This window comes from bacterium, assembly GCA_021372515.1.
Classification (GTDB): Bacteria; Gemmatimonadota; Glassbacteria; order GWA2-58-10; family GWA2-58-10; genus JAJFUG01.
The window spans coordinates 1-22,680 of record JAJFUG010000207.1 but is presented as its reverse complement, the minus strand read 5'-3'; the positions used below and the strand labels follow the sequence as shown (position 1 = coordinate 22,680).

The window sequence follows — 22,680 nt, the reverse complement described above, 5'->3', positions numbered from 1 at the left end:
TCGGCGGAAAGAGCTTTCCCCACAGCCGGAATCAAGATTCACTTACAAATATTGAACTGCAGGCAGGAGGAACCACAGCCATGAACACGATCAAAATCAAGAGCGCCGAAAGCTGCAAGTTCGACATCCTCTCCCTGGGCGAGATCATGCTCCGCCTCGACCCGGGCGATGTGCGTATCCGCACCACCCGTGCTTTCCGGGTCTGGGAGGGCGGCGGCGAATACAACGTGGCCCGCGGCCTGCGCAAGTGTTTCGGGATGCGCGCGGCGGTGGTCACCTCGATTCCGGACAGCGAGGTCGGGCACCTTCTGGAGGACCTGATCCTTCAGGGTGGTGTGGACATGGGCTATGTCAAGTGGGTGCCGTATGACGGGCTGGGACGTAGTTGCCGCGTGGGCCTCAATTTCACCGAGGCCGGGTTCGGCTGCCGCGCCGCCCTGGGCTGCTCCGACCGCGCCAACAGCGCCGCCAGCCAGCTCAAGCCCGGCGATATCGACTGGGAGAAGATTTTCGGGCAGGACGGGGTCCGCTGGTTCCACTGCGGCGGCATTTTCGCCGCCCTGGGTGACTCCACCGGCGATTTCATCATCGAGGCCATGGAATGCGCCAAGAAGCACGGCACGATCACCAGCTTCGACCTCAACTTCCGGGCCAGCCTGTGGCAGAACCACGGCGGCACCGAGAAAGCCAAGCAGGTCAACCGGCGCATCGCCCCGCTGGTGGATGTGATGATCGGCAACGAGGAGGATTTCACCGCCGCGTTCGGCTACGAGGTCCCGGGTGTGGACAAGGGCCTGAGCAAGCTGGACCCGCAGGGGTTCAAGCTGATGATCGGCAACGTGGTCAAGGATTTCCCGAATTTCAAGGGTGTGGCCACCACGTTGCGTAACGCCAAGACCGCCAGCACCAACGACTGGGGCGCGATCCTCTGGATGGACGGCGAGTTCAGCGAGGCCCTGCAGCGGCCCGACCTTCAGATCTACGACCGCGTGGGTGGCGGCGACAGTTTCGCCAGCGGCCTGATCTACGGCCTGATGAACGGCAAGACCCCGGCCGAGGCGGTCAACTACGGCGCGGCCCACGGCGCCCTGGCCATGACCACGCCGGGGGATACCACCATGGCCACGCTCAAGGAAGTCGAGAAAGTGATGAAAGGCGGCGGAGCCCGGGTGCAGCGCTGATTGCATTGCTCTTTCGAGGGCTGCCCCGCAAATTGGGGCAGCCCTTTTTTTGTGGTGTGTCCCCAGGTCAGTCGATCAACATCCTCCGCCCGGGAGGTCCGGCCATGAACTCCAAGGAAAGAGCCCTGCGCGCCCTGCACCGCATGCCCCCCGACCGCGTGCCGTTCGACCTGTCGGGCGGGTTCGCCGGGGCGGCCTGGGACCGCTTTGTCGAAAAGAGCGGCAGCACGAACCATTTCGACTATTTCGGCCTGGATGTCGAGTTCCACGAGGTGTTGGAGCCGCGCGCCGCGTTCGACTACCAGAAGGCCTATTACAGCGACCGTCTGCCCGTGGATAAAAAATTCCATTTCGACCGCTACGGGGTGCTGCACGAGGAGACCGAGGGGCTGCATTTCACCAAGATGGTGCCTCCGCTGACCGAGCACTCCCTGACTGCAATCCGCTCTTTCCCCCTGCCGGACTACAAGAACCCCGACATTTACCGCCAGGCCGCGGCCCGGATCGACCAGATCGACCGCAAGGGAAGGTTGAGCGCGCTGGCGCTGGGCGCGGAGACCATTTTCGAGGTCGCCTGGCCCTGGTACGGCCTGGAGGAATTCCTCGTGATGCTGCTCACCGAGCCGGAGCTGTGCGAGGCGGTCTACGACCGCTGGACCGAGGTGCGCCTGTGGCAGCTCGAACATTATGCCGCTGTCGGGGGACGCTACGATGTCCTCTGGCTGGGGGATGATATCGCCAACCAGCACGGCATGCTGATCCCGCCCGAACTGTGGCGCGCAACTCTCAAGCCGCGGATGAAAACGATAATCGAGTGCGCGAAGCACTACCAGCCGGACGGCCTGATTTTCTACCACACGGACGGCAAGGCGACCCAGGTGGTGGAGGACCTGATCGAGATCGGGGTGGATATCCTCAACCCCGTGCAGCCCGAGTGCGTGGACCCGGCCGAGTTCAAGCGCCTCTTCGGCGACCGTCTGGCGTTCTGGGGCACAATCGGCATCCAGCACACCCTGCCGTTCGGCACGCCCGAGGAGGTGCGGGCCGAGGTGAAAACCCGCATCGAGACCGTGGGCGCGGGCGGCGGGCTGTTGATCGGCCCCTCCCACGTGATCGAGCCCGAGGTGCCCTGGGAGAACGTGCTGGCGTTCGTGGAGGCGGTGAAAGAGTTCGGGGCCTACCGCTGATTTTTCTTGTAACTTCCAGGCCCCCTGCTAAATTAAACGTATTGGACTGTTCTGTCCTGTCTCTCCGCTCAAAATCCGGCCACGGGCCGGTTAATCGAACATAGATCAATCCACGGAAAAAACGCAGCCTGCCTGCGTTTTTTCCGGTCCTGTTCATCCGGATTCCGAACTATTGTTTTTCCAGCGCACACCCTTTTCAGGGGAGAGACCCGGCATGGAGAACGAGCGCAACAGCACACTAACCACGGTGCAGCTTTCTTTCCTCACCGTTCTCAGGATCGCGATCGGCTGGCATTTTCTGTACGAGGGCGTGGTGAAATTACTCGACCCGTCCTGGAGCGCGGCCGGCTACCTGGACAGCTCGCGGGTCTTCGGCTGGATCGTGGCCAACCCCAACCTGATGTCAATAGTGGACAAGCTGAACGCCTGGGGCCTGACCCTGGTCGGCCTGGGGCTGATGTTCGGGGCGTTCTCCCGGGTGGCTGCGGCGGGCGGCATCCTTCTGCTGGCGATGTACTACACGGCGCACCCGCCGCTGATCCGCATGCCGCTGACCACCCACACCGAGGGCAGCTACCTTCTGATCGACAAGAACCTGGTCGAGGCCCTGGCCCTGGTGGTGATCTCGCTGTTTCCCACAGGTAAGTTCCTCGGCCTGGATGGCCTGTTCGCCTCCCGCCGCGGGGCCGCCGCGCCCAAGCCCGAGCCGGCCGCAGCGAAAGCCAACCCGGTGATGGACAGCGTGAAAAACGCCCCGGTCCCGCCCGGACTGGTCAGCCGGCGGCAGATACTCACCCCGCTCATCACCCTGCCGGTGTTCGGCGGGTTTGTCTACTCCGTGCTGAAAAAGCGCGGCTGGGAGAGCTGGGAGGAAAAGCACCTCCTGGCGGCCCAGGGCGCCGAGGCCGTAACCAGCGCCACGATAAAGACTTTCCATTTCTCCGGCCTCAAGGAGCTCAAGGGCAGCCTGCCCCAGGGCAAGATCAAGGACATGCCGCTCAGCCGGATGATCCTGGGCGGCAACCTGATCGGCGGCTGGGCCCACGCCCGCGACCTGATCTACGCCTCGCAGCTGGTCAAGGCCTACCACACGGACCAGAAAGTGTTCGAGACTTTCCAGCTCGCCGAGCGCTGCGGCGTGAACGCGATCATCACCAACCCGGTGCTGGCCCGCGTGATCAACGAGTACTGGCGGCGCGAGGGTGGCAAGATCCAGTTCATCTCGGACTGCGCCTACGGCGGGGACGCGATCGAGGGGATCAAGGTGAGCGTGGACGGCGGCGCGAACGCCTGCTACGTCCAGGGCGGCATCTCCGACCGCCTGCTCAAGGAGGGCAAGGTCGAGGACATCGGCAAGGCGGTGGACTACATCCGCTCGCAGGGCCTTCCCGCCGGAGTGGGCGCGCACAAGCTGGATACGGTCAAGGCCTGCGTGGCCCTGGGGATCAAGCCGGATTTCTGGGTCAAGACCCTGCACCATGTCGACTACTGGTCGGCGCGGGTGGGCGAGACCGAGTGCGACAACATCTGGTGCGACAACCCGGTCGAGACCGTGGAGTACATGAAGAGCCTGGAGGAGCCTTGGATCGCGTTCAAGATCCTGGCCGCCGGGGCTATCGAGCCCAAGGTGGCGTTCCCCTACTCGTTCAAGAGCGGCGCCGATTTCATCTGCGTGGGGATGTACGATTTCCAGCTCGTGGAGGATGTCAACCTGGCGCTGGACGTGCTCGGCTCCGACCTGGGCCGCGAGCGCCGCTGGATGGCGTAAGAGGGTTCCAGTTCAGCATTGCGAAGGCCGTCTCCAGGGCACGGGGGACGGCCTTTTTGTATTTATATTCGCTACAGGGGCAGCCCCTGCGGCCGCCTGAAAAACCTTGGGGTTGTCCCAAAAGCTCCGACACAGGGCCATCCTGAAAGAGGATGGTCCTGTTTTTTTAGTTGTGTGTTTTTAGGAGTTTTTATCGATAGGTTGACTTGATGAAATGGGGGGAAAAGTGTGTGGATTTCCCCCATTTATCAAGTTGTGTGCAATGGCTGCCAATCTGTATTCGATGTTTACCTTTTCCAATCCGCGGAGCAGGAAGCGCCTGAACTGGCGGTTATGTTTTATCTGAGCGAAGACCGATTCAACCTTCACCGGCCGTCTGGCCCTGTAATAGCGGCCTTGTTCAGACTCCAGGCGTTCTCTGGCCTGCTGTCGCAGCAGTTGCAACGGTTCGCATTCGCCTCTACCTTTGTCCCGTCCAGAAAATATTCCCGCAGGTCTACAAGACCTCCCTCCACCAACAACGCCACCACCGTCGCAAACACCTCATCTATCACTGCCTTCAAACGTGAAGACCGAAACCGGTTGATCGTGCGAAAATCCGGTCGGTTCCCGCCACTCAACCACATAAAATGCACATTTTCTCGTAACGCCTTCGCTATCCGCCGAGATGTATATATCTGCTGACTGTATCCGTATACTAACGCTTTCAACAACATCTTCGGATGATAACTCGATGTCCCCACGCCTTTATATCCTCTCAACAACGGCTCTACATGCATCCGTTCCACCGCCTCGTTCACCAGCCGCACTGGCGTGGACCAACTCCTCAAAACTCGGCGGCAGCAAGCTCAACTGGTTCTGATCATAAGGCTTGAATACTATCTCCCCGCTCTGGCCTGGCATTCCATATCCCCTGGCGCCGGTCAGATTTTTACTGCTCCCTTTGATCTCAAGTACCTCCATAAATTAAAAGGGACTGCCCTTTTACGGCAGCCCCTGCGGGAATCGAGGCTGAACTGAAAATAAATGCCCCGTCTCAAAACCGGTAGCTCTCGGGTAGGTATTTCTCCATCAGGGTCCTGGTCACCGCGCCGCCCTCAATCACCTCGGCCAGGAACCGTCCGCTGGGCTTGACCGTGCGCGCCAGGGACTCGTAGTCCACGTGTATCAGCCCGAACCGGGGACGGAACCCGTTGGCCCACTCGAAATTGTCGATCAGCGACCAGTAGAGGTAGCCCCGGATGTCCATGCCGTTCTCCACCGCCAGCGAGACAATCCGCAGGTGGTCGGCCACGAAACGCACGCGCTCCAGGTCATCCAGGGTGCCGATCCCGTTCTCGGTCACGTAGAGCGGCTTGCCCAGGCTGGAGTAGCGCTGCAGCGCCCGGTAGAGGCCGGCCGGCTGCCAGGTCCAGCCCATCTGGGTCACCCGCTCGCCGCGCAGGGCGTTGGTCACGCCACGCGGGTCGCGCGAGTCCACCCGCTGATCGGTGTAGAAATTGACCCCCCACCAGTCGCAGGAGTCTTTCAGCTCCGGCACGAACTGGTCGGGCCCGCCGCTGGGCAGGCTGATCCAGCCCGTGGTGGGGGCCTCGTACCAGATGCGGTTCCAGAGGTAGTCGTACAGCCCGGCGTAGGTGGTGTCCAGAAAATCCTGGGTCCGGTGGGGAAGGAACTCGCTGATCGAGTTGACAAACCCCACCCGGGCGCCGGGACGCTGCTCCCTGATCGCGGTGCGGGCCGCGGCGTGCCCCCGCAGCCGCCCGGCGAACTCGCGCGCGGTCAGCTCCAGGTCGTTCTTCTCGGGTGGGAAATCGGCCCAGTAGGTTCCCATCATCCCCACCTGCGGCTCGTTGAACGTGATCCAGAAATCCACCAGGTCGCCGAACTCTTTGGCGACGCGGCTCACATACTTCGCAAAGTCGCGCTCAGCGCCGGACCGGGTGAAACTGCCCGCGTCGAAGAACCAGAGCGGCTCGGTGAAATGGTGCAGGGTCAGAAAAACCGTGAGCCCGCGCTTTTTGAGCGCTTCGAGCACCAGGCGGTAGTGCGCGATTTCCTTCTCGTCGAAACGGTCCGGGGCCTCGGGGCACAGACGGCTCCATTCGAGCCCCAGGCGGTGGGTGTTGTGTTTCAACTCGACCGCCAGGTCGAAATCGCCCTCGTAAAGCTCGTACTGGTTGGCGCTGCGGCCGCAGCGCTCGCCGTTCTCGATCTTGCCCTGGCTTTCCCAACGCGCCCACTGGTTTTTATAGTTGCCGCCCTCCACCTGGTAGGCGCTGGTGGCAGAGCCCCAGAGGAAATCCTTCGGGAAAGTCGCCTTGTCGAAGCCGTTGGAAGAAAGCATTCTCCACTCCGCTTGATATGTGGTCCCCAAAAAGTCGCTCGTACCGGTGCGTCGCACGTAGAAATCTGGCTTTCCCGGTCCGGCAAGTCAAGCAAATACGGAACCGGGGTAACTGCTTCGATTCTCTTGACTTTCGCGCCGGGCGGCGAAAGGTTTCATCCATGCGCCGACTGCTCGTCACAATGACTTTCCTGGCCCTGCTCGGGTCGGTTCCCGGTTTCACCGCCCGTGTCGAGCTGCCGCTGTTGCCAGCCGGCGGAGCGGAGAGCTTCACGCCCTGGCGTCTGGCTGTGGGCGGCTCGGGCGAGGTGTTCGTGCTCGACCGTGAGCACGCCCGCCTGCACAAGTTTTCGCCGCGGGATGGGCGCGAGATGTGGCGCACGGACGGCACCGAGAGCGGCGAGGCGTTTATCGACCCGTCGTTTCTCAGCCGTCCGGACGGTTTCTATCTCTACCTGACCGACCGCGGCAACCGCAAGGTCTGGCGCATCGACTACCGGGGCGAGATACGCGGCAGCCTGGACCTTCCTTTCGCCACGGACCCGATCTTTTTCGACCTGGCCGCAGGACGGCAGTTCGTAGTCTACGACCGGGCCTCGGGACTCGTGCACCTGCTGGACGACAGTGGGCGCAGTCTGTTCTCGTTCCCTCCCGGCGGGCCGGAGGTGGCCGCCGAGCCGCTGGACATGGCCCTGGACGCCGAGGGCAAGCAGGTCTTTTTCCTCTGGCCGGGCAGCGGCGGGATCAGCTCCAACTCCCTTTCCGGGCAGAAAGGTCTGGCCCTGGCGCTCAGCGGGGAGCACGCCGAGCCGGTGCGACTGTCACTTTGCTATGGCGCTCCGCTGATCCTGACCCGTGACGGCAGGCGGTACGTGGTCGGGCCGAGTGCCAGTGGCTGGATGAGCAACGCCGACACGACGGATACGGATTTACGGGATAATTTACGCGATATCCTCAATGTGCCTGGAGCGGGGTTCTACAGCCTGATGGACAATCCGCCCCGGCTGGTGATCGATACCAAGGAGCGCCCGGACTGATGCCCAGGGGCCACAGTGTTGCGCGCACGGCGGCGGCCCCCGTCATTCCGCTCGTCCTCGCAGCCTGGCTTCTTGTCCCGCTCACGGCGCTAAGCGCCGGGCAGGCGCAGGCCGGGACCGTTAGCACAATCGAGCGCTGCGACAGCCTGGTCCTGGCCGACAGCAGCCTGAGGCTGGGCGCGCGCTATGTCGTTCCAGGCAGCCTGCGCCTGTTCCGCGGCGACAGCCTTCTGCCCGACAGCCTCTACAGTCTGGATGCCGTGGGCGGCCGGCTCACTTTCCTGTTTCCGCCCGCTCCCGGCCCGCTCGTGGCCCGCTACCGCACTTGGCCGTTCACCTTTCCCGCCTCTTACAGCCTTCGCTCGGCCAGCCGCGACAACCTCGCGCCCGACACCCTGGAGCTTTCCGCCGTGCTCCGCCCGGACAGCCTGCCGCGCGGGGCCGAGGCTGGAGCCGGCGATGCCGCCGAGGGTTTCCGCCTGGTGGGGTTCGACATAAGCGGGACCAAGAGCGTCTCCGTGGCCGGCGGCGGCGGTGTGGGCGGGACCACCCTGGACCAGAACCTCAGCCTGGAGGTGGCCGGGCGGCTGAGCCGCACCACCAGCCTCAGTCTGCGTCTCAACGATCAGGACCTGCCGCTCACCGCCGAGGGCCGCAGCACCGAGCTGCGCGAGCTGGACGAGGTCTCGGTGCGGCTCAATTCCCCTCTGGGCTCGGTCGAGCTGGGGGACTACGATTTCCGGCTGGACGGTTTCCGCTTCGCCCAGGTGGAGCGCAAGCTGGATGGGGTGGCCGGGACTCTCACCCGCGGCGACGCCGAGGTTTCGGCTGCGGCGGCCCTGAGCGGCGGCACGTTCAACAGCCTGCGGTTCAACGCCCGCGAGGGCAGCCAGGGACCCTACCAGCTCACGGACAAGACCGGCGCCCCGGCGCGCGTGCTGGTGGGCACGGAGCATGTCTACCTGGACGGCAACCGGCTCACCCGCGGCGCCCGCGCCGACTACACCATCGACTACACCCAGGGCGTGCTGTACTTTACCGAGCGGCATATCCTGGGCGCGGAGAGCCGTATCGAGGTGGATTACGAGTACACCAGCCTCTCGTTCAAGAAATCGTTCTACAGCCTGACCGGCGGGCTTGACGGCAAGCTGGGCCAGGTGCGGGGCTATTTCATCCGCGAGTCGGACCTGGAGTCCAGCCCCCTGGGCGAGGATTTCACCGCCGAGGAGCGGGCCTGGCTGGAAAGCCAGGGTGTCAGCGCCGACAGCCTCAAGTTCTCGGGCGTGCGCTACCTGGGGCCGGGCAAGGGCGAGTACAACCTGCGCGGGGGGGGCGACGGCGGCGCGGGCTCCGTGTTCGAGTACGCCGGCCCGGGCGGCGGCGACTGGATGCTCACGTTCCGGGATGTCGGCGACTGGCGCGGCTCCTACGTGTTCAACAGCTCCACCGGCGGCTACATGTTCGTGGGTGAGGGGTTGGGGAATTTCGAGCCGGTGGGACGGTTCAGCCCGCCGCAGCGCCAGGACCGCGCCGGGGCGGCGTTCGAGCTGCACCCGGCCGCGCATCTGAGCCTGAGCGGCGAGGGCGCGATGCTGAAGCGCTCGCTCAACCTCTACTCCGGGGCCGGGCTGCCCGCGGCCCTGGCCCACAGCCTGGGCCTCAGCCTGGACACCCTGGGCCTGGCCGCTCTGCCGGGGGTGCGGCTGACCTTGCGCGGGGAGGAAAGCCGGGTTGGGAAAGACTTCACGTACCAGGGACGGCGCTACGGGCCGGATTTCGAGCGCGCCTGGAACCTCAGTCCCCTGGCGGATGGCGAGGATGGCTCCGGGGTGGGTGAGAACAGCCATGCGGCCAGCGCCCGGCTCGACCTTCCCCGCGGCCTGGCCCTCTCGGCTGGCTACGGCGGCTTGAGCCGTAGCAACGACGAGCAGGCCGAGCGCCGCGAGTACGGCCTGGAGTTCCGCCCGGCCCGCGAGCTGGAGGCGGCCTGGCAGCGCCTGAATGTCAGCTCGACACGCCTGGCCCCGGCAGGGGAAAGCCTCGCCGACAGCTCCCTTTCCTCGGGCCACCGTCTGCGCGACAACCTCTCCCTACGCACCGCCGTTGGCCTTTTCCAGCCCCGCCTCGACCTGGAGCGCGAGCGCGAGAGCGGCCCGGCCAGCCTCTACGGCACGGGCTCGGCCGGGATCGGGCACCTGGAGCTCAAGCCGCGCCTGAGCGCGCGCTTTTCACCCCGCTTCGAGACCGGGCTGACTTTCTACCAGCGCGGCAACGATTATCTTCCCTGGGACAGCCTGTCCGGTGCTTCCGCCGACTGGCGGCGCGAGAGCACGGTCCAGGCCACGGAGGCCGATTTCAGCTACCAGGGACGCGGCTCGTTCCGCCTGAGCGGGCGGCTCGGCCACCGCAGCCGCCGGTTCAGCCGCACCCTCCAGGAACGCGCCACCTCCACCGCCGGGCGGCTGGAGATGTTCGCCGGGAGTTTCGCCGGGGCGCTTCAGTCGCACCTTCTGTACGAGATATCCCACGGCTCCTCGCTGCGCTCCCAGGTGCGCTATCTGCCCGAGCGCTACCCGGACGAGGGGGAGTACCTGGCCGACGGCACCTGGGTCGGCAAGGAGCAGGGCACCCACCGCCGCGAGGTGATCGTGGGCGGGATCGACCCCCGTGCCGCGGCCACGCTCAGCCTGACCTCGCGTGAAAATATCGACCTGACCGGCTGGGTCGACACCGCCGCCACCCACATCCGGCGCATCACCGCCGGCAGCACGGTGCAACTGGAGCGCGAGAACACCTCGGTCGAAAGCTGGAAGCTCTACTGCCTGCTGCCCTCGGCGCTGGGGGACAAGGACGGGGCGGTGATGCGCGGCACGCTGATCAACGCCGACCTGAGCGTGCAGTGGGCCGACCCGGAGGTGTACAGCCGCCTGGAGTTGCTCTGGAACTCACGATTCGACCGCCGGTTCGAAAGCGGGTTCGAGGAGAGCGGCGAGCGCACCCTGCGCCTGCAGATGCGTATCCCCCTGGCGCGGCATGTCCAGTGGGACCCGACCCCGTCCTGGAGCCGCCGCGCGCGCACCAACCTCAACGGCTCGGGGCGGGCCGTGCGTTCGCTGGGCCTGGAGAACCGCCTGACCTGGGATATCACCGGCGCCTGGCGGGTGGGGCTCGAGGCCGACGCAGCCCGTCACCGCCTGGAGGGAGGCAGCCGCGCCCTGTACGGGCGCTACGCCCTGGGGGGCACACTCACCCGTTTCCTGGGTCGCGGGGGACGGATCGAGGCGGGCGGAAGCGCGTTCCGGGTGACAGGGGAGGGCATCTCGGACGTGACCCTGGTCGATATCCTCGGCCTGGCCTCCAGCGGCTCGGGCTACGAGGCCACGGCCGGGGCGAGCGTGGAGCCGACCGAGCGCATGACTCTCTACCTGCGCTACACCGGCCGCACGGATTACCTGCGCTCCAGATTCGTCAACTATGGCCGGGCCGAGGTGAAATATGTGTTCTGAGGGGGAGGTGTTTTGGAGTGAGCCTGGTGTTTACCGTAGGGGCGACCGGCCGGTAGCCCCTACAATGGGCCGATTGCTTTGGATATGACACGGAGGCTGGGGCACGGTGCAGCGTGCCCCTACACAAGAACCGGCAATTGGTGGATGGGTGGGGTTGGAGTCGTAAATCCCCTAAAAAGAGGGGTGGCGGCGTAGCCGACGGGGTGTGTGCGATTGGGCGGAAGCACGGGTGAATCTTGGGAAGATGTAGGGGCAATTCATGAATTGCCCCTGCGGAGATGAAGGAACTGTCGGTAGTCGATAGCTTATTATCGGGAGATTCGATGCCTCGCGGATTCTTAAAACCCTTACTCTCGTTCGTACTGTTGGTCGCGGTTGCCTTTCCCGCGGCTGGCTCGGCCGCGGATGAGCCTGCACCCTGGCTGCGGCGGGAGGCTCTGCACCTGACAGGCGGCAGCGCCCTGGAGGAATCGGTCCTGCGCGCCGCCCTGCCCGACAGTTTCCGGGCCGCTGGGGCGCGGGCGCTCCTTGACAGCGTGCAGCGCAGCCTCCACGCCGACAGGGGCTACTATGCCGCGCGCCTGCTCTCTTTGGAAACCTCCACCGATGGCCTGCGTCTGCGCCTGGAGAGCGGCCCGCGGGCGCGGATAGGCCGGGTGAGCCTGGACAGCACTGTTTCCCCGGAGCGGGAGACTCTCCGCCCGGCCCTGGAGAGCTGCCGCGGCCTGGCCGCCGGGCGCACCGGGGTGGAGCTGGCCTTGGAGCGTCTGGCCCGCGCCGTGGCCGAGCGGGGTTACCCGTTCTGCCGGGTGGAACTGGCTGCTGTGAGCCTGGACAGCACGGCCCGTTGGCTGGAACTGACAGTACGCCTGGAAACCGGCCGCCGCTGCCGTCTGGGCGAGGTGAGTTTCCCGGGCCTGAGTCTCACCCGTCCGGCGACGGCCCTGCGCCTGTCCGGGCTGGAGCCTGGCGCGGATTACCGCGAGTCCGGGCTGCGCTCGGCCCGCGGACGGCTCTTGCGCTCGGGCCTTTTCCGCGAGGCCGGACAGGTGCGGGTGGCCCCCGGGCGCGACTCCTGGCGCGCGGATGTCAGCCTGCCGCTCAAAGAGGCCCCCGCCAGCCGTCTGGAGGCGGCCCTGGGCTCGGGCGGGGCTTCCGGGGCCTCGACTGTTTCGGGCTATTTCCATCTGGAGCTGGCGAACCTGTTCGGCACGGCGCGGCGGGCGCGGGTGAGCTGGGAGCACCCGCGCCGCGACTGGAGCTCGCTGGAGGTCTCCTACCGCGAGCCCTGGCTCCTCGGGACCGGCCTGGCCTTGGAGGCCATGCTCTCCCAGAGCCTGCGCGACTCGCTCTACAGCAGCACCGGCGCGTCCCTGCGCCTGACTGTCCCGGCCGGCGCCTGCGGCCGTCTGGGCCTGGGGGCGCGCTATGAGAAGACCAGCCCCGGCAGCGAGACCTGGGAGCTGTCGCGGAGCGGCTCGCTCTGGAGCGTGGAGGGGTTGTACGAGCGCTCCGACCTGGACAATCCCTACAATCCAAGGCTGGGCAGCCGGGTGACTGCCACGGGCTCGGCCGGAAGGCGCAGCGTGGAGGCGGTCGACCGGCGCGAGATTCGCGCCGCGGTGGAGCTGCGGGCTTATCACCCGGTCACGCGGGGCCTGCCGGTGGCGGCCCTGGCTGCGGGCTACAGCTTTGTCTCCCGTGGCAGTTCCAGCGTGGCCGAGCTGCCCTACCAGGCCCGTATCCCGGTGGGCGGAGTTTCACGCGAGGGCGGGCCCGTGGTGCGCGGACACCCGGAGGAGGAACTGCGCGCCAGGCGGGCTTTCTGGTTCAGCCTGGAGCAGCGCTGGCCGATTGGTGAGCTGGGGCGGGTGTTCCTGTTCTATGACCTTTGCACGGTCCAGGCCCCCGACACCCCGGAGCGCGCGCCGGAGGGGATGGAACGCGCGCGCTGGGAGACTGCCACATTGCAGGGTTACGGGGCCGGGATGCAGCTCGAAAGCCGCCTGGGCCTTCTGGGGCTGGCCCTGGGTTTGCAACCGGGTCGCGGACCCGGGCAGGCCCGTCTGCACCTGAGCCTGAGCGAGCTGTTTTAATTCTCACCCCGCAGCGGGATAACTTGTCTTGAGGCTGGAAAACAATGAATGAATAGCGTTTAGGAAGGCCTGATTTTACTTGAGATAGAGGAAAATGTCGTATATATTTCCAAACCTGTTTTGTTTAGAGTATAGTTTTTTCACTGGGCGCGCCGGAGGGTTTGACTGATGGAAAGCGGTGTCACCGCCGCCTGGGTCAGGCTCGGGTTGGAACTTGCCGCGCAGGCTCTCCTGCGGGGGGGGATATTCGGGACCGGGGAGACCTTGCCGGGCCGGGCTGTCAGGTCGGCAGCCGGGGGCGGCGCGGGTGTGGATGGACAGATGACCCTGGAAGGTGAGATGGAGGACTATTACATCGAGCAATTGGCCGAGCGCGGGATTGACACCGTGTTCCTAAGCGCGAGTGCCGGCCGTCTGAAAGAGGAGCCCCGCTGCGCCCCCGAGGTCGAGCACGACCGCCCGGTCTATTTTGTCAGCGCCCCGTTCGACAGCTCTCTGCTCAACAAGCCAGGCCTGCAGTCGGTCGCAGTCTCGGCCCTTGCCATCTATACCCGCCCGGTCCGTCCCGAGCTGGCCGATTCGCTGGCCTCGGTTGTGGTGAATATCCCCGAGCGCTCGGTGACATTCTCCGGCGCGCGCAGCGCCTTCGAGGGGCGGCTGGACCATGCCGGCAAGCTGGTCGACTGGCGCACTATCTCGCCCAACGGCGCCGAAAAGCTGGCCGAGGCGCAGCTCGAGGTCTATCTGATGAAACCCGTGCGGCACTTTCCCGCGGTCGAGAAGCTCAAGCTCCAGTTCCGCGGGGTCAAGTTCCTGCTGCCCAACAGCGGGCCCGCCGGGTTCTGCGATGTGGCCGCCGGCAAGGCGGATGCCTGCCTGGCTTTCGGCCAGCGCTGCACCGAAATATTCCCCGGCCTGGCTGTGGCCGAGCGCGCCGGTTGCGTGGCGACCACATTCGAGGGCCAGCGCGTGGCGTTCGGTGAGGACCCCTCCCGGCGTATCAACGTCGCCTGCTCGGCCAATGGAAAGCTGCATACGCGTCTGCTCGACGCTCTCAAGGCCGGGGCTTTGACCGACAGCACCGGGCTGGAAGATGACTGAGACGCAGCTCACACCCGGCTACTATTTCGACCCGGCGTACTGGCCCCTGGAGGGTCTGTACGACGGGGTGGAATATGTCTGGCAGGCGCTGGAACGCTTACCGGAGCTGCTGGACAGACATCTGGTTCCGGGAGTGCATCCCTCGGCCAGAGTCAGCCCGGGGGCATTTATCGGCGAGCGGGTGAGCCTGGGCGAGGGCGTGGTGGTGGAGCACGGGGCCTCGATCCCCGGGCCGGCCCTGATAGGACCCGGCTGCGTGGTGCGCAGCGGGGCCTACCTCCGCGGCGGCGTGTTGGCCGGGGCGGGCTCGATCCTGGGCTACTGCTGCGAGTTCAAGAACTGTATCCTACACAAGGGGGCGGAGGTCTACCACTTCGCCTACGTCGGCGACAGCATCCTCGGCCACCGGGCGCACCTGGGGGCCGGGGTCAAGATATCCAACGTCAAGCTGAGCGGCGGCACGGTGGCAGTGAGTGCGCCGGACGGCCGCGTTCTGGACACGGGCCTGCCGAAATTCGGGGCCGTGCTGGGCGACTCCGCCGAGGTCGGCTGCAACGCCGTGCTCAACCCCGGCTCACTGCTCGGGCCGCGCTCGGTTGTCTACCCCGGCGCCTCCTGGCGCGGCTGTCTGGACGCCGATACGATCGCCAAGGTCCGGCAGAGTTTCGAGCTGGTGAAGCGCCGCCGCCGGGACTTGCCGCCGCCTGTCTGACAGGCTGTAGACCGGCCGTGAAAAAACGAAAATAAATCAAAGCCCTATAGAACACTGCTCCGGTCAAATGCCGCACCCGCCCGGACGTGTTCCGGGCCCGCGCCGGGGTGGCCCGCACCGCCCCGAGTCGTTAACCCGACGCTTTCAATCCAACCGAAGAAGAACTGTAAAATGCCCAAACTCCCACTGCCCCGCAATATCCGCCATCCCGAGTTCGAATGCATGGAACGCAGCGAGCTGCGCCGCCTCCAGACCGAGCGCCTTAAACAGACAGTCGCCTGGTGCTGGGAGCGCGTGCCTTTCTACCGCAGCCGGATGGAGGCCGCCGGTGTGAAACCGGACGATATCCGCTCGCTGGATGACCTGCGCCACCTGCCGTTCACCACCAAGGACGATCTGCGCGACAACTACCCGTTCGGCCTGTTCGCCGTGCCCCAGACCGAGCTGGTGCGGATACACTCCTCCAGCGGCACCACCGGCAACCCGACCGTGGTGGGCTACACCCGCGAGGACCTCGACCTGTGGGCCGAGGTCTGCGCCCGGTTTATCACCGCCGCCGGGGTGACGGCCCAGGACACGGTGCAGATCGCGTTCGGCTACGGCCTGTTCACCGGCGGTTTCGGGCTGCATTACGGCATGGAGAAAGTGGGCGCGGCGGTGATCCCTGCCTCCAGCGGCAACACCCGCCGCCAGGTGAAGCTGCTCAAGGATTTCGGGGTTACGGCCCTGGTCTGCACACCCAGCTACGCCCTCTACATCGGCGACACCATGCGCGAGATGGGCATGGACCCGGCTGAGCTGAAACTTCGGATCGGGCTGTTCGGCGCGGAACCCTGGAGCAACCGGATGCGCGAGAAGGTCGAGCAGGCCCTGGACATCCATGCCACGGACAACTACGGCCTGAGCGAAATCATTGGACCCGGAGTGAGCGGCGAGTGCGCGTGCAAGGACGGGATGCACATCCAAGAGGACCATTTCCTGCCCGAGCTGATCGACCCGGATACCCAAGCCCCGGTGGAGCGCGACTCCGGGCGGTCCGGCGAGCTGGTGCTCACCACGCTGACCAAGAAAGCCCTGCCCATGCTGCGCTACCGGACCAAGGACCTGACCCGTCTGACCGACAGGCCCTGCGCCTGCGGCCGCACCACGGCGCGGATGGAAAAGACCTCGGGCCGCACGGATGACATGCTCATTATCCGCGGGGTCAACGTGTTCCCCAGCCAGATCGAGAGCGTGCTGCTGGAGGTGGACCACGTGGAGCCGCACTACATGATAATCGTGAACAGCGAGAACAACCTCGACCGTCTGGAAATCCAGGTCGAGGTGAGCGAGTCGCTGTTCCATGACGAGATGCGCCGCTTGCACGAGCACCACCTGAAACTCAAGCGGTCGATCGAATCCACCCTCGGCCTGGGGGTCGACCTGAAGCTGGTCGAGCCCAGGACCATCGCGCGCAGCGAGGGCAAGGCCAAGCGGGTGATAGACAACAGGAGTAAATGATGGATGTGAGCAATCTTTTCAGCCTGGCCGGCAGCCGGCTAAAGAGCAGTAAGATACGCGAGCTTATGAAACTGATGGGGCAGCCGGGCATTATCTCCATGGCCGGGGGCAGCCCGGATGCCGAGCATTTCCCGTACGAGGAGATCAACGCGATCACCGCGGCCTGGGATGAGCGCAAGCGCGCCCTGGCGCTTCAGTACGGAGCTACCGGCGGCTACGGGCCGCTGCTGGAGCAGATACGGGCCTATGTCGCCCTGGGCGGGGTGAGCTTCGCCGGACAGGCTGTGCTGCCCACCACCGGGGCGCAGCAGTCGTTGCAATTGCTCACCCGCGTGCTGACCGACCCCGGGGATGTGGTCCTGGTCGAGATTCCGGCCTTTATCGGGGCGCTGGCCGCGTTCGCGGGCTACGGGGCCGAGGCGGTGGGAGTGGAGCTGGACGACCAGGGCCTGCCGCCCGAGCGCCTGGAGGCGACCATAGTTGCGCTGCGCAAGGCCGGCCGTCGGATCAAGTTTCTCTACACCAACCCGACTTTCCAGAACCCCTCGGGCCTGAGCCTGACCCAGGCGCGCCGGGACAAAGTGTACGAGGTCTGCTCCAAGCACGACATCCTGATCTTGGAGGACGATCCCTACTACGAGCTGTATTTCACGGGTGGGCCCTCCGACTACCGCAACCTGAAGAGCCGGGACGTGGACAACCGGGTGGTGCTGGTCAACACGTTCAGCAAGATCCTCTCGCCGGGGTTGCGCCTGGGCTGGATGACCGGCCCCGAGGCCCTGATCGCCCGCTGCGAGACCGCCAAGCAGAGCGAGGACGCCTGTTCCTGCTCCTACAGCCAGGTGGTGGCCGCCGATTACCTGGCCGCCGGGCACGTGCCGGTCTATACCCGCAAGATGCGCCAGGTCTATGGCGGCAAATGCCGCTTGATGCTTGAGTGCCTTGAGCGCGAGATGCCGAAAGGCGTGAGTTGGTCGCACCCGGCCGGTGGGTTCTTTGTCTGGGTCAGCCTGCCGGAACACCTGGACAGCGAGGACCTTCTGCGCGCCAGCCTCGAGCGCAAGGTGGCGTTCGTGACCGGCGAGCCGTTCAACGCGGACGGCGGCGGGAAGAACAAGCTGCGCCTGGCGTTCAGCAATTCCAGCCGCGAGGAGATAACCACCGGGATCGCGCGCGTGGCCGAGGCTTTGCGCTCGATCCTGTAAGCTGTACGGGAAGGTCGATATGCCGAAGAAAGCCTACGTGCTCGTGTTCGACGGCTACGCGGACTGGGAAATCGGGTTCGCCCTGGCCGAGATACGCCGCACCGGCGGCCTCGAGGTGGAGGCGGCCGGTTTTGACGGCGGGACCGTGGTCTCGATGGGCGGCTTGCATGTCGTGCCCCAGACTGTCATATCTAAGATAGACCCTTCAGAAGCACTCGTTTTCATCCTGCCCGGCGGCCACCTGTGGGAGCAGCAGTACCCCGTGGACGAGGTGGAGGACTGTCTGTGGCGCATGGAGCGGGCCGGGGTGCCCATCGCCGCGCTCTGCGCCGGGACCACCGTGCTGGCCCGGGCCGGTATTCTGCGCCAGCGCAGGCACACCAGCAATTCGCGCGAATACCTGGAGCGCGTGGCCCCGGACGCCACGAACCCCGCGCTCTACGTGGACAAGCTGGCCGTGACCGACCGCGGGGTGATCACCGCCAGCGGCCTGGGGGCGCTGGAGGCGGCGCGGGAGATATTCGAGCTGCTCGATATCGCCACGCCGCAGATGCGCGAGGGCTGGTACAGGGCGTTCAAGAGTGGAGTCATGCCGAAGGGCTATTATTGACCACATCCCGCGGGGCCACGGTGCGCCGGTGGATGAAACCAAACACGATCCCCGTGTTCGATGGGGAATAGACGGCCTCGGGCGGCTGCGGCCCCCGAAACAACAGTAAAAGCTAAGGAGATTCCCTTGTCCGACATTATCAGCCGTATCAAGGCAAAAGCCCGCAGCGCGGGCAAGACCATTGTCCTGCCGGAATCGGGCGATGAGCGCATGCTCAAGGCTGTGCCGATCATCCTGGCCGAGGGCCTGGCCAAGATCATCCTGCTGGGAGAGCGTGACACGATCCTGGCGGATGCCAGGAAAGTGGGCGCGGATGTGAGCGGGGCCGAGATCATCCCGGTGCAGGGCACCGAGCTGGCCGGGCGTTTGGCCGGACGCCTGTACGAGCTGCGCAAGGCCAAGGGCATGACCGAGGAGCAGGCGGTCGAGACCCTCAAGACACATATGTATTTCGCCGCCATGCTGGTCAAGGAGGACCTGGCCCACGGCTACGTGGCCGGGGCGCAATGTACTACGGCGGCGACTCTCAAGCCCGCCCTGCAGATTATCAAGACCCGTCCCGGGATCAGCATCGTCTCCAGCTATTTCATGATGGTCCACCCCGACCCGCGCTGGGGCGCGGAGGGGGTGCTGTTCTACGCCGACAGCGGCCTGGTGATCGACCCGAATGTCCAGGAGCTGGCCGAGATCGCGATCACCACGGCCGACACGTTCCGCACCATGCTGGGCGTGGAGCCGCGCGTGGCCATGCTCAGTTTCAGCACCAAGGGCAGCGCCAGCCACGCCCTGGTCGATAAAGTTGTTAACGCTACGAATATTGTCAAAGAGAAACGGCCGGACATCATCGTGGACGGCGAGTTGCAGGGCGATGCCGCCCTGATCGAGAAAGTGGCGGCCAGCAAGGCCCCCGGCAGCCCGGTGGGCGGCAAGGCCAACATCCTCATCTTCCCCGACCTCAACGCCGGCAACATCGCCTACAAGCTGACCCAGCGCCTGGCCGGGGCCGAGGCCTACGGACCACTGATCCAGGGCATCGCCAAGCCGGTCAACGACCTGTCGCGCGGCTGCTCGGTGGATGATATCGTCTCGGTCACCGCGATCACCGCAGTCAGTTGAACCCTGGCTGAAAGTGAAAAAGCAAAAGGGGCGGGTCAACTGACCCGCCCCTCCGTTTTTATGTTCCAGGCTTGGCCGGTTCAGACCTCTTCGAGCATACGCTGGATGAATTCCGCGTCCTTGGCCAACTGGGCCGGGCTGTTGTCCAGGTTGAACTCGAAGAACATGCAGCCTTTCCAGCCGGCCTCTTTCAGTTTGCCGATATAGCCGCGCCAATCCTTCTCGCGGTCGGCCAGTGGACCCAGGTCATCCATGCCCTGCGGGTTCTGCATGTGCACCATCGCCAGATAGGGCAGCACCTTGACCAGGTTGTCCAGGCTTTTCTCATAGCTGTCGAACGGCAGCACCTGCCAGTAGGAGAAAACATTCGGATGGTCGATGGCGCGCAGGAGCTTGAGCGCGTGGTCGCCGCCGTGGGTCGGGGTGTTGTTGTGGAACTCGAAAGCCACCTTGACCTTGCGCGCGGCGGCCAGGTCGGCGATGTCGCGCGTGTTGGCGGCTATCTTGGCCAGTTGCTCGCCGGTCAGCTCCACCGCCTCGATCCAGCCGGCCCAGACCCGGATCACCTTCGCTCCCAGGGTCGCTGCGGCCTCCAGCACCGGCATGAAAGCGGCGGGCTCGTGCTCGTAGACATTGAAATACGAGCCGTAGCTCGGGGTTGCCAGCCCCGCGGCTGCGCATCTGGCCGCGATCTGGCGGATACCTTCCGCTCCCAGGGAGGGCTTCACGTGGACATCCCCGCCCCATTCGATAGCCTGAAGGCCGGTGTCACGGGCGGTGCGGATAACCTCGTCCACGCTCATCTTGCGGAAAGTCACGCTGCAAAGACCGAGTTTAATCAAAGGGAGGCCTCCTTAAGCTGAACATTGCCCCGCACTGCGCCGCACATAGCGACACGGTTTATTCGATAAGCTAAAATATCGGACATTGATTGGCTTTGTCAAGGTGGAGCCGTCTGAGCCACCCTTGCGCCGGACCGGCGCCGGACACATATTTAACCGTCCGCGCGGACCGGGGCGGGAATCGAAGACGGGATTTCAATGCAGGAGAGAGACGATCATGACGGATAAATCGGGCAGCGCGGTGGTTTGCGCCAGCGGCGGGATGGACAGCGCGGTCTGTGCGGCCCTGGCCTGCCGTGACCACGAGCGGGTGTTTTTCCTGCACGCCGATTACGGCCAGCTCACCGAGTCCACCGAGCGCGAGCGTTTCAGCCGTCTGGCCGCGCATTTCGGGGCAACCGGCACCCTTCTAATCCGCCTGGACCACCTGCGCGCCATCGGAGGCTCCAGCCTCACCGACCCGCAGATCGCCGTGCCCGAGGCCGACCTGTCCAATCACTCCATCCCCAGCACCTATGTCCCGTTCCGCAACGCGCAGATCCTCTCGGCCGCTGTGGCCTGGGCCGAGGTGCAGGGGGCGGACGCGGTCTACATCGGGGCGGTGGAGCAGGACTCCAGCGGCTATCCCGACTGCCGGCGCGCTTTTTTCGAGGCCTTCGAGCGCGCGGTGGACCTGGGCACCCGTCCCGGCACGCGCATCGACATCCGCACCCCGCTGATCGGGATGAAGAAGAGTGAGATCGTGCGGCTGGGCCTGTCGCTGGGGGTGCCGTTCGAGCTGACCTGGAGCTGCTACCGGTCCGAACAGCGCGCCTGCGGACGCTGCGACAGTTGCGCCCTGCGCCTGCGCGCTTTCCGCGAGGCCGGGGTGGAGGACCCGATCCCGTACGAGGCGGGGGCGCGATGAAAGACCTCCTGCGCCCGGACAGACCCGGCGAGGTCCGCCGCGAGGACCAACGCATGCGGGTCGAGCGCCTGTGCCTGGATTTCGACGAGGACTGCGTGCTGGGCGACGCTCCGCCCTTCGGCTCGTTCCGCCGCTGCTGGGACTACGACCGCTCCACCGGTTTCTGCCCGTTCTGCCTTCCCCGCGGCAACGCCCCGGCCTGAGAGCCGCGCACCAGGCGGATGAACCGTTCCTCCACCACCTGCATGTTGTTCTCCCAGAGCGCCCGCGCAGCGATCAGCTTCAGGTTGTGCCCGCGCGCGCGACGGCGCAGGGCCTGGTCGGTCATGGCGCGGCGCAGGCACTCGGAGAGACGGCCGAAATCGCCGGGCGGGAACAGCAGCCCGTTCACCCCATCGCCCACCCACTCGCGGTTGCCGGGGATATCGCTCACCACCGGGAAAGCGCCGCAGGCCATTGCTTCGAGGAGCGACACCGAGGCCCCGTCCGAGCGGCTGCACGACACGTAGATGTCCGCGGCGCGCAAGGACGCTGCCAGGCAGGGCGGGTCGAGCCAGCCGTGGAACCCGCTCAGGCGTTCCCCCAGGCCGTAGTAATCCGCGAAATGCTCCAGGTGTTCCCTCTCGCTGCCCTCGCCCACCACCGAGAGCCTGAAATTCCAGCCCGCCTCGCGCAGGATCAGCGCGGCGCGCAGAAGGGTGTCCACGCAGTAGACCGGCTCCAGGCGCCGCGTGCTGATTATCGAGAACGGACGTCCCGGCTCGCCGCAACGCGCTGCCGGAGGCTCGGGCTGCGGTTCGGCCGGGAAGAATATCTCTTTTTCGATCCCCAGCGGCGAGCAGATTATGCGGTCGTTTTCCACATTGAACGTGCGCAGCTTGTCGGCCAGCACCGTGGCGTCACAGGTGAATAGCGTCCCGGCGCGCAGGACCAGGGCGGTCCGTAGACTGTGCAGCGGGCTGCGGCCAGCGTTGACCAGAAGGTCGGAGCCCCAGCAGGTCACGGCCAGGGGCCGGGCCGAGCGCACCAGCGCTGCCAGGAACCCGTAACCGGGCACGTAATGGGCGTTGACCAGGTCCGGGCGGAAACGGTGCACCTGGTGGGCCAGCGCGGGCGCGGCCAGGCTGTAGCGCAGCGCCAGGGGACGCAGGAACGCGGTGGGCAGGACTTTCTCCTCCAGGTCGCGCCCGGGTGAGGGCTCCAGGGTGACAAGCTGCACCGTGTGGCCGCGGGAGCGGAAATAGCTCACCCAGCGGCGCGTGTGCACCACATCCGCGCTGGCCAGCACGAGCAGGCGAAGCGGCTGCGCCGGGCTTGGGAGGGTCTGTGTCATGGAGTGTGTCCTGGCGGAGGAACGGGTGGCACGGGGAGGATCTTTTTACGCCCCGCTATGGACCATCGATCCACTATATAATACCGCAAAATCCCCGCCGGTTCAATCCGGGCCGGAGGCTGTCGAGCCGTTCCAAGGCAAACCGTAATGTGTAAAAATGCGGGGCGGATCTGCGTGTCCGCCCGTCCTTGTTTCGTCCTTTCGGTCTTGCCCAGCAATGTCCGGTTAGGGA

Annotated in this window: 19 protein-coding genes; 14 read left to right on the top strand and 5 right to left on the bottom strand. The window is 65.5% G+C overall.

Annotated features, from left to right (window positions below; translation table 11 throughout):
• The first annotated feature begins 80 nt into the window (after positions 1 to 80).
• From LLH00_18640 to LLH00_18630, 3 genes are all read left to right on the top strand, one after another.
• Positions 81 to 1,181: a sugar kinase gene (locus LLH00_18640; protein MCE5273301.1), complete on the top strand. Its 1,101-nt coding sequence runs from the start codon at positions 81 to 83 to the stop codon at positions 1,179 to 1,181.
• Positions 1,182 to 1,285: 104 nt separating this feature from the next.
• A complete protein-coding gene (locus tag LLH00_18635; GenBank protein ID MCE5273300.1) occupies positions 1,286 to 2,368 on the top strand; it encodes a hypothetical protein in 1,083 nt (360 codons plus the stop codon).
• A gap of 214 nt (positions 2,369 to 2,582) precedes the next feature.
• Positions 2,583 to 4,136: a DoxX family protein gene (locus LLH00_18630; protein ID MCE5273299.1), complete on the top strand. Its 1,554-nt coding sequence runs from the start codon at positions 2,583 to 2,585 to the stop codon at positions 4,134 to 4,136.
• A gap of 180 nt (positions 4,137 to 4,316) precedes the next feature.
• Here LLH00_18630 and LLH00_18625 read toward each other — a convergent pair whose 3' ends face one another.
• The 3 genes from LLH00_18625 to LLH00_18615 form a co-directional block, all read right to left on the bottom strand.
• The gene (locus tag LLH00_18625; GenBank protein MCE5273298.1) at positions 4,317 to 4,580 is read right to left on the bottom strand and encodes a transposase; all 264 of its coding nucleotides are present in this window, start codon (positions 4,578 to 4,580) and stop codon (positions 4,317 to 4,319) included.
• Positions 4,502 to 4,915, bottom strand: a complete 414-nt coding sequence (locus LLH00_18620; protein ID MCE5273297.1) for a transposase — start codon at positions 4,913 to 4,915, stop codon at positions 4,502 to 4,504. Before LLH00_18620 ends, LLH00_18625 begins: the two co-directional genes overlap by 79 nt.
• 257 nt (positions 4,916 to 5,172) lie before the next feature.
• Positions 5,173 to 6,483: a family 1 glycosylhydrolase gene (locus tag LLH00_18615; GenBank protein ID MCE5273296.1), complete on the bottom strand. Its 1,311-nt coding sequence runs from the start codon at positions 6,481 to 6,483 to the stop codon at positions 5,173 to 5,175.
• A gap of 161 nt (positions 6,484 to 6,644) precedes the next feature.
• On the opposite strand from LLH00_18615, the gene LLH00_18610 reads away from it, so the two are divergent.
• The 9 genes from LLH00_18610 (at position 6,645) to pta (ending at position 19,366) form a co-directional block, all read left to right on the top strand.
• Entirely contained in the window at positions 6,645 to 7,520 is an 876-nt protein-coding gene (locus tag LLH00_18610) for a hypothetical protein (protein ID MCE5273295.1), read from the top strand.
• Complete coding sequence (locus tag LLH00_18605) at positions 7,520 to 11,026, top strand: hypothetical protein (protein ID MCE5273294.1); 3,507 nt, start codon at positions 7,520 to 7,522, stop codon at positions 11,024 to 11,026. Before LLH00_18610 ends, LLH00_18605 begins: the two co-directional genes overlap by 1 nt.
• Positions 11,027 to 11,349: 323 nt before the next feature.
• Positions 11,350 to 13,122: a BamA/TamA family outer membrane protein gene (locus LLH00_18600; protein ID MCE5273293.1), complete on the top strand. Its 1,773-nt coding sequence runs from the start codon at positions 11,350 to 11,352 to the stop codon at positions 13,120 to 13,122.
• Between the two features lie 168 nt (positions 13,123 to 13,290).
• On the top strand, positions 13,291 to 14,223 hold the full coding sequence (locus LLH00_18595) for a hypothetical protein (protein ID MCE5273292.1): 933 nt from the start codon (positions 13,291 to 13,293) through the stop codon (positions 14,221 to 14,223).
• Positions 14,216 to 14,935 (top strand): UDP-N-acetylglucosamine diphosphorylase, encoded by a 720-nt coding sequence (locus LLH00_18590; protein MCE5273291.1) that lies wholly within the window; start codon positions 14,216 to 14,218, stop codon positions 14,933 to 14,935. Before LLH00_18595 ends, LLH00_18590 begins: the two co-directional genes overlap by 8 nt.
• Positions 14,936 to 15,106: 171 nt before the next feature.
• Positions 15,107 to 16,435: a phenylacetate--CoA ligase gene (locus LLH00_18585; GenBank protein MCE5273290.1), complete on the top strand. Its 1,329-nt coding sequence runs from the start codon at positions 15,107 to 15,109 to the stop codon at positions 16,433 to 16,435.
• The gene (locus LLH00_18580) at positions 16,435 to 17,640 is read left to right on the top strand and encodes a PLP-dependent aminotransferase family protein (GenBank protein MCE5273289.1); all 1,206 of its coding nucleotides are present in this window, start codon (positions 16,435 to 16,437) and stop codon (positions 17,638 to 17,640) included. The genes LLH00_18585 and LLH00_18580 overlap by 1 nt, the downstream gene beginning before the upstream one ends.
• Before the next feature lie 19 nt (positions 17,641 to 17,659).
• Complete coding sequence (locus LLH00_18575; GenBank protein ID MCE5273288.1) at positions 17,660 to 18,250, top strand: DJ-1/PfpI family protein; 591 nt, start codon at positions 17,660 to 17,662, stop codon at positions 18,248 to 18,250.
• 126 nt (positions 18,251 to 18,376) lie between these two features.
• Entirely contained in the window at positions 18,377 to 19,366 is a 990-nt protein-coding gene (gene pta, locus LLH00_18570; protein ID MCE5273287.1) for a phosphate acetyltransferase, read from the top strand.
• A gap of 80 nt (positions 19,367 to 19,446) precedes the next feature.
• On the opposite strand, the gene LLH00_18565 is transcribed toward pta, so the two are convergent.
• Entirely contained in the window at positions 19,447 to 20,208 is a 762-nt protein-coding gene (locus LLH00_18565; GenBank protein ID MCE5273286.1) for a sugar phosphate isomerase/epimerase, read from the bottom strand.
• A 217-nt stretch (positions 20,209 to 20,425) separates the two neighbouring features.
• Between LLH00_18565 and queC the strand changes: the two genes are divergently transcribed.
• Both queC and LLH00_18555 read left to right on the top strand, forming a co-directional pair.
• The gene (gene queC, locus LLH00_18560; protein MCE5273285.1) at positions 20,426 to 21,115 is read left to right on the top strand and encodes a 7-cyano-7-deazaguanine synthase QueC; all 690 of its coding nucleotides are present in this window, start codon (positions 20,426 to 20,428) and stop codon (positions 21,113 to 21,115) included.
• The gene (locus LLH00_18555; protein MCE5273284.1) at positions 21,112 to 21,318 is read left to right on the top strand and encodes a hypothetical protein; all 207 of its coding nucleotides are present in this window, start codon (positions 21,112 to 21,114) and stop codon (positions 21,316 to 21,318) included. Before queC ends, LLH00_18555 begins: the two co-directional genes overlap by 4 nt.
• Here LLH00_18555 and LLH00_18550 read toward each other — a convergent pair.
• Entirely contained in the window at positions 21,258 to 22,448 is a 1,191-nt protein-coding gene (locus tag LLH00_18550; GenBank protein MCE5273283.1) for a glycosyltransferase family 4 protein, read from the bottom strand. The two genes, LLH00_18555 and LLH00_18550, sit on opposite strands and share 61 nt — an antisense overlap.
• Between the last annotated feature and the right edge of the window lie 232 nt (positions 22,449 to 22,680).

Bases quoted from the DNA above. Each gene is read 5' to 3' on its own strand.
- LLH00_18615 (MCE5273296.1), bottom strand. From the start codon at position 6,483: ATGCTTTCTTCCAACGGCTTCGACAAGGCGACTTTCCCGAAGGATTTC.
- LLH00_18555 (MCE5273284.1), top strand. From the start codon at position 21,112: ATGAAAGACCTCCTGCGCCCGGACAGACCCGGCGAGGTCCGCCGCGAG.
- LLH00_18620 (MCE5273297.1), bottom strand. From the start codon at position 4,915: ATGCATGTAGAGCCGTTGTTGAGAGGATATAAAGGCGTGGGGACATCG.
- LLH00_18600 (MCE5273293.1), top strand. From the start codon at position 11,350: ATGCCTCGCGGATTCTTAAAACCCTTACTCTCGTTCGTACTGTTGGTC.
- LLH00_18590 (MCE5273291.1), top strand. From the start codon at position 14,216: ATGACTGAGACGCAGCTCACACCCGGCTACTATTTCGACCCGGCGTAC.
- LLH00_18640 (MCE5273301.1), top strand. From the start codon at position 81: ATGAACACGATCAAAATCAAGAGCGCCGAAAGCTGCAAGTTCGACATC.
- LLH00_18610 (MCE5273295.1), top strand. From the start codon at position 6,645: ATGCGCCGACTGCTCGTCACAATGACTTTCCTGGCCCTGCTCGGGTCG.
- LLH00_18635 (MCE5273300.1), top strand. From the start codon at position 1,286: ATGAACTCCAAGGAAAGAGCCCTGCGCGCCCTGCACCGCATGCCCCCC.
- LLH00_18550 (MCE5273283.1), bottom strand. From the start codon at position 22,448: ATGACACAGACCCTCCCAAGCCCGGCGCAGCCGCTTCGCCTGCTCGTG.
- LLH00_18575 (MCE5273288.1), top strand. From the start codon at position 17,660: ATGCCGAAGAAAGCCTACGTGCTCGTGTTCGACGGCTACGCGGACTGG.
- queC (MCE5273285.1), top strand. From the start codon at position 20,426: ATGACGGATAAATCGGGCAGCGCGGTGGTTTGCGCCAGCGGCGGGATG.
- LLH00_18630 (MCE5273299.1), top strand. From the start codon at position 2,583: ATGGAGAACGAGCGCAACAGCACACTAACCACGGTGCAGCTTTCTTTC.
- LLH00_18580 (MCE5273289.1), top strand. From the start codon at position 16,435: ATGGATGTGAGCAATCTTTTCAGCCTGGCCGGCAGCCGGCTAAAGAGC.
- LLH00_18595 (MCE5273292.1), top strand. From the start codon at position 13,291: ATGGAAAGCGGTGTCACCGCCGCCTGGGTCAGGCTCGGGTTGGAACTT.
- LLH00_18585 (MCE5273290.1), top strand. From the start codon at position 15,107: ATGCCCAAACTCCCACTGCCCCGCAATATCCGCCATCCCGAGTTCGAA.
- LLH00_18605 (MCE5273294.1), top strand. From the start codon at position 7,520: ATGCCCAGGGGCCACAGTGTTGCGCGCACGGCGGCGGCCCCCGTCATT.